This window comes from Rhizobium sp. RHZ02 (assembly GCF_014851575.1).
Lineage (GTDB): Bacteria > Pseudomonadota > Alphaproteobacteria > Rhizobiales > Rhizobiaceae > Rhizobium > Rhizobium altiplani.
In genome coordinates, this window is record NZ_JACUZX010000015.1 from 93,232 (window position 1) to 105,628 (window position 12,397).

Annotated in this window: 9 protein-coding genes and 1 pseudogene; 4 read left to right on the forward strand and 6 right to left on the reverse strand. The window is 61.8% G+C overall.

Annotation, left to right across the window (positions count from 1 at the left end; genetic code table 11):
* Positions 1–47 precede the first annotated feature (47 nt).
* Together IB244_RS20360 and IB244_RS20365 are read right to left on the reverse strand one after the other, a co-directional pair.
* The gene (locus tag IB244_RS20360) at positions 48–1,307 is read right to left on the reverse strand and encodes an SAM-dependent methyltransferase (RefSeq protein WP_018859345.1); all 1,260 of its coding nucleotides are present in this window, start codon (positions 1,305–1,307) and stop codon (positions 48–50) included.
* Between the two features lie 135 nt (positions 1,308–1,442).
* The gene (locus IB244_RS20365) at positions 1,443–3,752 is read right to left on the reverse strand and encodes a Tex family protein (protein WP_113472037.1); all 2,310 of its coding nucleotides are present in this window, start codon (positions 3,750–3,752) and stop codon (positions 1,443–1,445) included.
* Between the two features lie 205 nt (positions 3,753–3,957).
* On the opposite strand from IB244_RS20365, the gene glyS reads away from it, so the two are divergent.
* The gene (glyS, locus tag IB244_RS20370; protein ID WP_169682727.1) at positions 3,958–6,135 is read left to right on the forward strand and encodes a glycine--tRNA ligase subunit beta; all 2,178 of its coding nucleotides are present in this window, start codon (positions 3,958–3,960) and stop codon (positions 6,133–6,135) included.
* A 105-nt stretch (positions 6,136–6,240) separates the two neighbouring features.
* On the opposite strand, the gene IB244_RS20375 is transcribed toward glyS, so the two are convergent.
* Positions 6,241–6,681, reverse strand: coding sequence for a YqaA family protein (locus IB244_RS20375; RefSeq protein WP_018859342.1), 441 nt, complete (start codon positions 6,679–6,681; stop codon positions 6,241–6,243).
* Positions 6,682–6,777: 96 nt separating this feature from the next.
* On the opposite strand from IB244_RS20375, the gene IB244_RS20380 reads away from it, so the two are divergent.
* Positions 6,778–7,290, forward strand: coding sequence for a DUF523 domain-containing protein (locus IB244_RS20380; RefSeq protein WP_113472034.1), 513 nt, complete (start codon positions 6,778–6,780; stop codon positions 7,288–7,290).
* A 55-nt stretch (positions 7,291–7,345) separates the two neighbouring features.
* On the opposite strand, the pseudogene IB244_RS20385 reads toward IB244_RS20380, so the two are convergent.
* Positions 7,346–8,287: pseudogene (locus IB244_RS20385) on the reverse strand (methyl-accepting chemotaxis protein); the annotation flags it as partial.
* 298 nt (positions 8,288–8,585) lie between these two features.
* Between IB244_RS20385 and IB244_RS20390 the strand changes: the two are divergent.
* Both IB244_RS20390 and IB244_RS20395 read left to right on the forward strand, forming a co-directional pair.
* Complete coding sequence (locus tag IB244_RS20390; protein WP_169682729.1) at positions 8,586–10,121, forward strand: winged helix-turn-helix domain-containing tetratricopeptide repeat protein; 1,536 nt, start codon at positions 8,586–8,588, stop codon at positions 10,119–10,121.
* 101 nt (positions 10,122–10,222) lie between these two features.
* The gene (locus IB244_RS20395; protein WP_169682731.1) at positions 10,223–10,447 is read left to right on the forward strand and encodes a hypothetical protein; all 225 of its coding nucleotides are present in this window, start codon (positions 10,223–10,225) and stop codon (positions 10,445–10,447) included.
* A gap of 106 nt (positions 10,448–10,553) precedes the next feature.
* Here the strand turns inward: IB244_RS20395 and IB244_RS20400 are convergent, their stop codons facing one another.
* Together IB244_RS20400 and purD are read right to left on the reverse strand one after the other, a co-directional pair.
* Entirely contained in the window at positions 10,554–11,018 is a 465-nt protein-coding gene (locus IB244_RS20400) for a plant virulence effector HPE1-like domain-containing protein (RefSeq protein WP_169682733.1), read from the reverse strand.
* A 103-nt stretch (positions 11,019–11,121) separates the two neighbouring features.
* Positions 11,122–12,393: a phosphoribosylamine--glycine ligase gene (purD, locus tag IB244_RS20405; RefSeq protein WP_169682736.1), complete on the reverse strand. Its 1,272-nt coding sequence runs from the start codon at positions 12,391–12,393 to the stop codon at positions 11,122–11,124.
* Between the last annotated feature and the right edge of the window lie 4 nt (positions 12,394–12,397).

The following is a 12,397-nucleotide window of genomic DNA, read 5'->3' on the forward strand; positions in this document are numbered from 1 at the left end:
TCCGAATTTAAAGACGGCGCGGCCTTTGCCGCGCCTTTTGATCTGGATCAGAGAATGACTTTTTCGAGCGGCGTGCGCGTCGCCTCGAACTCTTTCAGCTTCGCCTCGTTCTCGGCAATGTAGTCGCGGTTATCGGGGGTGGAATACTGGTTCTTGGAAATCTGGATCTGCATGATGAAAAGTTCGTCCCAGCGGAAGCCCATTTCCGACCCCGCAAGGTAGAATTCCCACATGCGGAAGAACTGCTCGTCATAAAGCGCAACCGCCTCGGCCCTGCGCGCCACGAAGCGTTCACGCCAGTGACGCAGTGTGTAGGCATAGTGCAGCGGCAGAACTTCGACATCGCGGACGAGCAGTCCCGCCTTCTCGATAAAAGGTATGGTCTCACCGATCGATGGGATATAGCCCTGCGGGAAAATGTACTTCTCGATGAAGGCATTGGTCGCAAAGCTTGGCTTCGGACGTGCGATCGAGTGCAACACCATGACGCCGTCATCGTCTAGGAATTCATGCACTTTCTTGAAGAACTTGCCGAAATTGCCGATGCCGACATGCTCGAACATGCCGACCGATACGATGCGGTCAAATTTCCTGCCCGTCATCGTGCGATAGTCCTGCAGTTCGAAGCGCGCGCGATCGCCAAGACCACGCTTCTGAGCTCGCTCCCGCGAGATCTTCAGCTGCTCCTTGCTGAGCGTGATGCCGGTGAGCTCCAGTCCCGGCGTGGATTCCACCAGGTACATGCCCATGCCGCCCCAGCCGGAGCCGATCTCCAGGACACGCTGGTTCGGTTCGAGCAGAAGCTTCGCGGCAATGTGCCGCTTCTTGGCGACCTGCGCCTCCTCCAGGCTGATGCCGGGTGGGTTGTAGTAGGCGCAGGAGTATTGCCAATCCTCGTCGAGGAAGAGTTCAAAGAGCTTTTCGGACAGGTCGTAGTGGTGGGCAACGTTTCGCCTGTTGCGGTTGATCGGCATGCGGCTCTTCAGCTGCTGCAGGGCGATGCGTCCGATCAGGAGAGCCGCCATCGGGATATCGAAGATCTCGTTGGTGGTGTTCTTCTTCACCATCGCCAGGAAATCGTAGATGTTGCCCTGTTCGAGAATGAACCGGCCTTCCATGTACATTTCGCCTAGCTTTAGGGTGGGATCGCGGCGGATCAGCTGTTCCGCCTCTTCATCGGCAACGCGGGCGACAACGAGTTCGCCTGTGCCATCACCGACCGCATGCGTCTCGCCATTGGCGAGAGTGAGTCTCAGATTACCCTTACGGATGATTTTTTGGACAATCGATAAGAAAGCCGACGCCATAAGTAAGGCCTCGCAATGTGACAGGATGATCCGATCAACTTAGTATCTCTCATCCGCCTTACAAGCGCCGTAATTCGCACCTCGGCAACATGGTCGCCGAAGTGTGACATTTTTGCAAATTTGGTTGCTAAGCGCTTATTTTCGCTTCATGGCCTCAGCCAGTGCAGCTCCAAACGCACCTTGGCTTTCCTGCTTTGGCGAAGCCGACCGCCGGTCATTCTGGCCGCGAACCGGCTGATTTCCACGTGGCTCGCCACGCGGAGCGGAGGTCTGCGAACCATCGTCCTTTCTCATCGACAGGCCGATGCGCTTACGCTTGGCATCGACCTCGACGACGCGAACTTTTACAACGTCGCCAGCTTTCACAACTTCGTGAGGATCTTTGACGAAGCGATCGGCGAGCTGCGAAACGTGCACCAAACCGTCCTGATGGACGCCAATGTCGACGAAAGCCCCGAAGGCCGCGACATTGGTCACGGTGCCTTCCAGCATCATGCCCGGCGTGAGGTCCGAGATCTCATGAACGCCTTCGGCGAAGGTTGCTGTCTTGAAGCTCGGGCGAGGGTCGCGGCCGGGCTTTTCCAACTCGGCCAGGATGTCCTTCACCGTCGGCAGGCCGAATTTCTCATCGATGAACTGACGCGGATCGACGGCCTTCAGCACGGCGGTGTCGCCCATCAGCGAACGCAGGTCGCGGCCGCAGGCGGAGACGATCTTCTTGGCGACGCCATAGGCTTCTGGGTGGACTGAGGAGGCATCGAGCGGCTCCTTGCCATCGCGAATGCGCAGGAAGCCGGCGCATTGCTCGAAGGTACGCTGGCCGAGGCGGGCGACCTTCAACAGGTCACGGCGGGTCTCGAAGCGACCTTCGCTGTCTCGATGCTTGACGATCGCGTCGGCAATCGAGGCGCCCAGGCCGGAGACACGGGAGAGCAGCGGCGCGGAAGCGGTGTTAAGATCGACGCCGACGGCATTCACCGCGTCTTCGACGACGGCATCGAGCGAGCGCGACAGCTTCTGCTGATCGACATCGTGCTGGTACTGCCCGACGCCGATCGACTTCGGCTCGATCTTGACGAGTTCGGCCAGCGGATCCTGCAGGCGGCGGGCGATGGAAACGGCGCCGCGCAGCGAGACGTCGAGGTTGGGGAACTCGAGGGCGGCGGTCTCCGAGGCGGAATAAACCGACGCGCCAGCTTCAGAGACGATCACCTTGGTCGGCTTCGGCGCCGGCAGATCGGCCAGCATGTCTGCCACCAGCTTTTCCGTCTCGCGGCTGCCGGTGCCGTTGCCGATCGAAATCAGTTCGACATTGTGCTTGCGGATCAGCGATGCCAGTTCGAGCTGCGCACCGCGCACGTCGTTCCGCGGCTGGAAGGGATAGACGGTCGAGGTCGCCACGACCTTACCGGTGGCGTCGGTGACGGCGACTTTGACACCGGTGCGGATGCCCGGATCAAGGCCCATGGTCGGGCGCGAACCGGCTGGCGCTGCCAGCAGCAGATCCTTGAGGTTGCGGGCGAAGACGTGGATCGCCTCTTCCTCGGCACGTTCGCGAAGTTCGCGCATCAGGTCGAGCGACAGCGACATGGAGAGCTTGACGCGCCAGGTCCAGCTTGCGACGTCCATCAGCCAGCGGTCGCCGGGACGGCTCGCGCCGATCTCGTAGGCGGCGGCGATCATGCGCTCGACCGGCTTGTTGGGAGAGACGGTCTCGGCATCGGCCTCGATGGTCAGCGTCAGCACTTCTTCGTTCCAGCCGCGAAGCATGGCTAGCGCGCGGTGACCGGGGGCGGTCGCCCAGCGCTCGGAATGGTCGAAGTAGTCGGAGAACTTCTCGCCAGCGGCCTGTTTGCCATCGACCACCTTGGCCTTCAGCAGGGCAGCGCTGCGCATATGGGCGCGCAACTTGCCAAGCAGATCGGCATTTTCGGCGATGCCTTCGGCGACGATGTCGCGCGCGCCTTCGAGTGCCGTCTTCACATCCGGCACATCGGCGGTGATGTAGCCCTCCGCCAGCGTCGCAGGCTCCTTCGAGCGATCAGCCAGGATCGCCTCCGCCAGAGGCCCGAGGCCACGCTCGCGGGCGATCTCGGCGCGGGTGCGACGCTTCGGCTTGTAGGGGAGATAGAGATCTTCAAGCTCGGCCTTGGTGGCGGCACCGGCGATCTTGCCAAGCAGTTCGTCGGTCATCTTTCCCTGGCCGTTGATGGACTCGACGATCGTATCGCGCCGCGCTTCCAGTTCGCGCAGGTAGACCAGTCGCTCCGCAAGGTTGCGCAGCTGCGTATCGTCCAGCCCGCCCGTTACTTCCTTGCGGTAGCGGGCGATGAAGGGCACGGTCGCCCCCTCGTCCAGCAGCTCGATCGCCGCCTTGGCCTGGTCCGGCCGGGCGTTGATTTCGGAGGAGATGACAGCGGCGAGCGAGCGGAGGTCAGCGGCCATGAGAATTCCTGCGTTTTCACAAAAGTTGCGGGACCATAGCGGCGAAAAACGGCAAGGCAATGCCCGACGTCCCTATCCACAGCAACATAGCACGGCCAGCGGCCGTTTTTGCGGTTGTGCAGATGCGGCATTCTTTGCTAGCAGAGGCGACCGTTTTTAGCCCCGCCTTTGTGGCGCCTTCCCCAGAGAAGGCAAGGAAAGTGACATGCCAGATCTGCTCCTAGAACTCCGCTCCGAAGAGATCCCGGCCCGCCTGCAGCGCAAGGCTGCCGGCGACCTGAAGAAGCTCGTGACCGATGCGCTTGTCGAAGCAGGACTTTCCTACGAGGGTGCGCGCGAATACTGGACCCCACGCCGGCTGACGCTCGATATCCGCGGCCTGACGGCGCGCTCCGCCGATGTGCGCGAAGAGAAGAAGGGTCCCCGCACCGACGCCAACGAGAAGGCGATCGAAGGCTTCCTGCGCGGCGCCGGTCTGTCTTCCGTTTCCGAGGCGCAGATCCAGAGCGACCCGAAGAAGGGCGACTTCTACATCGCCATCATCTCCAAGCCCGGTCGCACCGCTGAAGAGATCATCAGCGATGTCATGCCCGGCATCATTCGCGATTTCCCCTGGCCGAAGCCGATGCGCTGGGGCGCGGCTTCCGCTCAGCCGGGCTCGCTGCGCTGGGTCCGGCCGTTGCAATCGATCGTCTGCACGTTCGGCACCGAGCATGAAGAGACCGTCGTCATTCCGTTCTCGATCGACGGCATCGTCGCCTCCAACGTGACCTACGGCCATCGTTTCCATGCGCCCGGCGCCATCACCGTCAAGCGTTTCGGCGATTACATCGCGAACCTCGAAAAGGCCAAGGTGATCCTCGATGGCGAACGCCGCAAGGACATCATCCTGCATGATGCCCGCGATGTCGCCTTTGCAAACGGACTGGAACTGGTCGAGGACGAAGGCCTGCTCGAAGAGGTCTCGGGCCTCGTCGAATTGCCGCAGGTCCTGTTGGGCAGCTTCGAGGAAGACTACCTCTCGATTCCGGCGGAGATCATCCGCCTGACGATCAAGACGAACCAGAAGTGTTTCGTGACGCGCCCTGTTGGCGGCGACACGCTGTCGAACAAGTTCATCCTCGTCTCGAACATCGAAGCCAGCGACGGCGGCAAGGAAATCATCCACGGCAACGGCAAGGTCGTGCGCGCGCGCCTGTCCGACGCGCTGCACTTCTGGAAGCGCGACCAGGGCGATTTGCCTGATCTGGAGACACTGGAGGCTTCGGCAAAGAAATTCGACCTCGACCTCAAGAAGCCGCTCGACCAGCGCATGGCGAAGCTCGATGCGCTTGATGTGACGTTCCACGCCAAGCTGGGTACACAGGGTGAGCGCGTGGAGCGCATCCGCGCCATGGCCGCAAAGGTCGCTTTCCCGGTCGGTGCCGATTACAAGCTGGTCGACAGGGCCGTGGTGCTTGCCAAGGCCGATCTGCGCACCGAGGCTGTCGGCGAGTTTCCGGAACTGCAGGGCGTCATGGGGCGCAAGTATGCCGCCCTTCAGGGCGAGGATGCCGTTGTCGCGACCGCGATCGAGGAGCACTACAAGCCGCAAGGCCCGTCCGACCAGCTGCCACAGGACAAGGTCGCGATCACAGTGGCGCTTGCCGACAAACTCGACACGCTGATCGGCTTCTGGGCTGTGGACGAAAAGCCGACCGGTTCGAAGGATCCGTTTGCGCTGCGCCGGGCTGCCCTTGGCGTCATCCGCATCCTTCTCGAGCGGAGTGTACGCCTGACGCTGCTGCCGCGCATCACCAGCCACATGGGCCGCATCGATACGGATATAGGCAAGACTGTTGACGACAACGACCTGTCACGCCAGTTCGACCTCCTCTCCTTCTTCCATGACCGCCTGAAGGTCTATCTGCGCGATCAGGGCGCGCGCTACGATCTCATCGATTCCGTGCTGACGCCGGAGGCCGACGACCTCTTGATGATCGCCCGCCGTGTCGAGGCACTAACGGCCTTCATCACGTCCGAGGATGGCAAGAACCTCCTGGTCGGCACCAAGCGTGCCACGCAGATCCTGGCTGCCGAGGAAAAGAAGGGCACGGTGATCGCCGACGGCGTCTCCGAAAATCTCTTCCGACTCGACGCCGAGAAGCAGCTCTTTGCCGCCATCACCACCGCTTCCGCAGAAGCCTCTGCGGCCGTCGACAAGGAAGACTTCCGCTCGGCGATGGAAGCGCTCTCCAGGCTGCGTGCTCCGGTCGACCGCTTCTTCGACGACGTGTTGGTCAATGACGAAGACGCTGCAATCCGCGCCAATCGCCTTTCCCTGCTTCGCCTGATCCGCGAGGCAACCGGCACGGTCGCCGACTTCTCGAAGATCTCGGGTTAAGCGCATCAGATGCGGCGTGCGGATGACGCCTTAACATCCGACATTTGCTGCAGATTTCCATCCTTGCTCAGATTTTGATTCAAGGATGGAAATCTCTGATTTCCGTCAGCCAGCAACTCCGATTGTAGCCGCCGAGAGAACCGCATAACGCGCGGCCTTGGCAATGGTCACAAGCAGCAGGAACATCGGAAGCGGTTCGCGCAGCACACCGGCGACGATGGTGATGGGATCGCCGATAACAGGCATCCAGCTCAGAAGCAGCGACCACTTGCCATAGCGCCGATACCAGCTTTGCGCCTTGTCGAGCGCAGGCTGGCGGACGGGAAACCAGTGCTTGTCGCGAAATCGTTCAATGCCGACGCCGAGCAGCCAGTTGACGGCCGAGCCAAGGACGTTGCCTATTGTCGCCACCGCGATCAGCGCAATGACCGGATGCTGCTTCGCCAGGATGAGCGCGACGAGGCCGGCTTCCGACTGCATCGGGAATATCGTGGCAGCCGCAAAAGCCGCCAGGAACAGCGCGGCATAAACCGCAAGATCGGTCATGGCTTGTCCGCGCCAATGCTTAGCTGCACCCTGCATCCCTTCATCAAGTCTTACGGCGGACTGGAACTATCACGTCCTTGGCGTTATGCCAAAGTCATGAACAAGATCCTCGTCAGCGCCTGTCTCATGGGCCATGCCGTCCGTTATGACGGCCAGTCGAAGCCGCTCGCCCATCCCGCGATCGCGCGCTGGATCGAGGAAGGCCGGCTGGTGACCGTCTGTCCCGAGATGTCCGCCGGAATGCCAGTGCCGCGTCCGCCCGCCGAAATTGAAGGCGCAGCCACGGGCGAGGATGTCCTCTCCGGCCGTGCGCGCGTCGTCGAGGTCAGCGGCGGCGATGTGACGGGCGAGTTCAAGCGGGCTGCCGAGAATGCACTGGCGCTCGCGATCGAAACAGGCTGCCGTTATGCGCTGCTGATCGATGGCAGCCCCTCCTGCGGCTCGGGCTTTGTCTATGACGGCACGTTTTCCGGGCAGAAGCTCGCAGCAAATGGCGTGACGGCCGCGCTTCTGAAGCAAGCTGGCATTGCCGTCTACTCCGATCGCGAAATTGAGGAACTTGTCGCAGGGCTTACTGCCGACGAGGCCGCGACGGCCGACTCCCCTTAATTCAAAACGGCCGTCGGAACGCCCGACGACCGTTTTCTTGCTTGGCGCCCGAACCTCAGGCGGCCCGGCGAACCTGCGCGCTGTAATCCTGGCTGTCACCAACGCGGAAACCGCGGATGAGGTTCAGAAGCTCGTCGGTGTCGCTTGCCAGCGACTCGGCCGACGCAGTGGTTTCCTCGGCCATCGCGGCGTTCTGCTGCGTCGCAGCGTCGAGCTGGTTCATCGAGGACGAGATCGACCGCAGCGTGGTATCCTGCTCGGAGGCGCTGTGGGCGATCTTCGCAACGATCTCGTTGGCGGCCTTGATCTGGTCAGAGATACGCTTCAGCGCCTCGCCGGCTTCGCCGACCAGACGGACGCCCTGATCGACCTGGCCGGACGAGCGGGCGATCTGATCCTTGATCTCCTTGGCAGCCGCAGCCGAGCGCTGTGCCAGCTCGCGCACTTCCTGAGCGACGACCGCGAAGCCCTTGCCGGATTCGCCGGCACGGGCGGCTTCGACGCCGGCGTTCAGAGCCAGCAGGTTCGTCTGGAAAGCAATGTAGTCGATGACGCCGATGATCTTGCCGATCTCGGCAGACGACTTCTCGATACCGCTCATCGCTTCGATCGCTTCGGAGACGACGGCATCGCTACGGCTCGCCTCGCCGCTGACGGCCTCGACACGCTTGCTGGCTTCATGGGCGCCTTCGGCGGTCTGGCGGACGGCGACGGTCAGTTCATCGAGCGCTGCGGAGGTTTCTCCGAGGCTCGCGGCCTGACGCTCTGTGCGCTGCAACAGATCGTTTGAGGCGCGACGGATCTCTTCCTTGCTGACGGCAATGTCGCCGCCCTTGGCGCTGACCTTGGCCATGGCAGCTTCGAGATGCGCAAGCGCATCGTTGAAGTTGTCGCGAAGAGCTGCGTACTTCTGGCCTAGATCGGCGCAACGGACCGTCAGGTCACCTCGGGCGATCAGCTCCAGCGCCTGGCCGATGGTCGAGACAACATGGTTCTGGGCGACCGTTTCCTCGCGCTGCAGGCGCTGGCTGCAATCCCGGATCGATGAACTCCCGACCTCTGCGTTGACCACGCGTGGCGACGACAATCATGCGTCTTCCGGCTTTGGTTGTTAGAGTTAGAGTGAATGAATTAACAATTGCCAAGTGCGGGCGCTCAAAGGATTATCAAATATAATCAGTGCATTCTTGCAGTGTGCGGCAAGTTTGATTCATCTGCGCGCCCTTAAGTTGAAGTGGTGTCGCAAGGCACGCCGTACAGTTTTCCGACTCTGGCGGTTGCGCTATACTTGCTGCATGGCTGAGGCTTCGCATGCCTTCGGTGAATTCGTTCTCGATCCCGGCTGCGGCTTGCTGCGGAATGGGCGGGCGGTCGCGCTTGGCCAACGCGGCGCGGCTCTTCTTGAAGTGTTACTTGAAGCCCGCGGCAATGTTGTTTCCAAGGATGCGCTGATGGAGCGCGTTTGGCCCGGAACCGCAGTCGAGGAAAGCAACCTGACTGTCCAGGTGGCGGCGCTTCGCAAAGTGCTCGGTCTTACACCCGATGGGCAGGAATGGATTGCGACGGTGCCGCGTGTCGGTTACCGCTTCATCCGCGCGAACATTGAAACGAAAGCCGCTGCTCCAGCCCCGGAGTTGAAGCCGACCCTAGCTGTCCTCCCCTTCAGCAATCTTAGCGGCGATCCAAACCAGGACTACTTTGCCGATGGGATCGTCGACGACATTATTGCAGCCCTCAGCCGGTTCCGAAGCTTTGCCGTCGTCGGCCGGGACTGCTCCTTTGCCTACAAGGGCAGCGGGATGGATGTGCGCAAGATCGCGGCGGAACTCGGTGTCAGCTACGTGCTTGAAGGCAGCATCCGGCAGCAGGGCAACCGCTTGCGCATTGTCGCCGAACTCGTCGAGGGTCAAGGCGGCACGCATATGTGGGCGCAGACCTTCGACGGGACGCTGGACGAGATATTCGACTTTCAGGATCGCATCACCGAGCGCGTCGCAACGCTGATCGAACCGCTGATCCAGACGGCCGAGATCGAGCGGTCACGACGTGAAAGGCCCGGAAGCGTAGCCACCTACGACATCTACCTGCAGGCGCTGGCCAAGATCTCGACCGAAATCGAAAGCGATAACGCTGCCGCCTATGCGCTTCTCATGCAAGGGCTGGCCGTCGAGCCTGACAATGCGCAGTTGCTTGCCCATGCGGCATGGGCGCTCGAGCATCGCTACACGATGGGTTGGCCGTCGCTCACCGAGGACGACGTGCAAACCTGCGGCGCACTGGCGCGGCGGGCGCTGGAGCACTGCGCCGGCGACGCCATGGTCATGGCTCATTGCGGCGTCGCCCTGATGCAGACGGTGAAGGACTACGATTGGGGTCCTGCAGTTCTGCAGGCGGCCGCCGAATCCAATCCCAACAACCCGATGGTCGTTGTCAGGGCCGGCATCGGGCATCTTCATTGCGGCAACGTCAACGACGCACTCAGCCACTTCCACAGGGCCAACCGCTTGACCCCAGGTGACCGCGGCGCGCATTTCTCGCATTGCGGCATCGCGCATGCCCACGTGATCCTCGGAGAATACGAGCAGGCGGTGGCCTGGGCTTCGAGAGCGCTGGCCAGCAATCCGAATTTCGAGCCAACGCTATGGGTGCTCATTGCTGCGAGTGCGCATCTCGGCCGCATGGAGGAAGCCCATCGCCACCTAGCGGCGTTGAGACGACTGACGCCTGATATAACCGCCGAGCGCATCCGCGCCGGCCAACCCGGCAAATATCCGGATCGCATTGCTGCCCTCCTCGACGGGTTGAGGTTGGCGGGTGTCCCTGAGCGCTAGTTTCGGATCGTTTCGGAACTTTTCCTTGGGCCTTTCAGGACCGGAAGGCCGCAACCGGCTGAGACTGCTTCCCACAGCAAAACCGCAAGTGGGAGACGGCCATGATTACGACGCTAACCATCCTTTCCCTCGATCAGGGACGCATCTACTCCCCTCCGCCGGAGCCGGTTCCCGAGCTGACGGCTGTTGAAGCTACCGCTGCCGTTGCTGATAGCCAGGGCACCAAACACCATTTGCGTTGGCTGGATGTTTCGACTGGATTGCACGCACTTGCGCGCCTGCTTGCGCCGAACTTTGGCAACTCCCCGTTCGGCAAAGCTCACTAGAAATAAAAAAATGCGTCCCTGCTTCTCTCAGGGACGCATTTTATCCACCGCGGGGTGGACCCCGGACGACCGAAACTTTGGTCAGGCTGGGGCAGGGAACTGGAAATCAGGGTCGAAGTTCAAAGTTGAAAACGTCGAGCGGCGCCTTTTGTTCCTTCGGCACGCCTGTCACGCCTGCCGCGACCGGCTTGACGTCGCCACCGATGACTGCAGCCGTCGTCGAGGCGCGGTCGATGTTGTCGGCCGGCTGCGTGGCGGCTGTCATTGGTTCGGCTGGCGCCTTGGTTACAAAAACGACGGGCGAGCCGCCCATCCAGCCTTCGGTACGATAGAGCTTCATCTCACCGTTGACGTCGCGAACTTCCGAGGATTGCAGCGCGCCAGGTGCCAGCGTCGGTACGGTGTAGTCCTTCTTGCGCTCGACCTTTTCAAGCGGCGGGCAGGTTTGGCAGCTTTCCTGGCTGATGCTCCCGCCATTGGTGCGCGCGTCCTTGCCCACGACCTCAATCGAGGAGGCACAGGCAGACCCTGCCGTAAACACAGCTATCGCACCCAAGATGACCTGACGCATGGAACACTCCGTCTCACGTTGAGAAGAGACTAGCGTGGCTTTGTTTCCATCCCGTCAGGGGAAAGGGTAAAAATTTAGAGAACTGACCCGATTTCGGGTTTGCTCACGCTTTTTCGCGGTCGATCGCGCGCCAACCGATGTCGCGGCGGCAGAAGCCATTGTCCCAATCGACCTTGTCGAGGAGCGCATAGGCACGCGTCTGCGCCTCGCCAACCGTCTTCCCTGTGGCGGTGACGTTCAGCACGCGGCCACCCGTTGCGACCAGCGCTCCGTCCTTGAGCGCTGTGCCGGCATGAAACACCTTGGCGCCCTCGCCCGCTTCCGGGATATGGCGGATCGGCGTGTCCTTGTCGTAGGAGCCCGGATAGCCCTCCGATGCCATGACGACCGTCAGGGCCGGATCATCCGTCCATTCGGCGGACACCTGATCGAGCGTCCCGGTGGCGGTGGCGTGGAGAAGCGGCAGAAGATCGCTCTTCAGACGCATCATCAGCACCTGGCACTCGGGATCGCCAAAGCGGACATTGTACTCGATAAGCTCGGGGCCCTTGGCGGTGATCATCAGGCCGGCGAAGAAGACGCCGGAGAAGGGATAGCCGCTTTCGGCCATGCCGCGCATGGTCGGCTCGATGATTTCCTTCATCGTGCGCTCGACCATCTCGGCGGTCATGACGGGAGCAGGCGAATAGGCGCCCATACCGCCGGTGTTCGGGCCGGTGTCGCCCTCGCCCACCCGCTTGTGGTCCTGGGCCGTTGCGAGCGGCAGGACATGCTTACCGTCGCAAAGGCAGAAGAAGCTCGCTTCCTCGCCATCGAGATAGGCTTCGATAACGACCTCGGCGCCAGCGGCACCGAAGGCACCCTCGAAGCAATCGTCGACGGCAGCAAGCGCCTCATCAACGGTCATGGCAACAGTCACACCCTTGCCGGCAGCAAGGCCATCCGCCTTGACGACGATCGGGGCGCCCTGCTGGCGAATATAGGCCTTCGCCTTCGGCGGGTTGTTGAAGCGCTGATAGGCACCGGTCGGAATGCCGTAGCGGGCGCAGATATCCTTGGTGAAGCCCTTCGAACCCTCGAGCTGGGCTGCTGCTGCCGATGGGCCGAAGACTGCAAAGCCTGCGGCGCGCAGCTTGTCAGCAATGCCGGCGACGAGCGGCGCTTCCGGGCCAACCACGACGAAGTCGATCGCCTTGTCCTTGCAGAAGGCAATGATGGTATCATGATCGTCGACATTGACGGCAACCAGGGTCGCGTGGTCGGCAATGCCGGGATTGCCGGGCGCGGCGTAGAATTCCGTCATGAGAGGCGATTGCGCCAGCTTCCAGGCCAATGCGTGCTCGCGTCCGCCCGATCCGATCAACAGAACCTTCATGCCC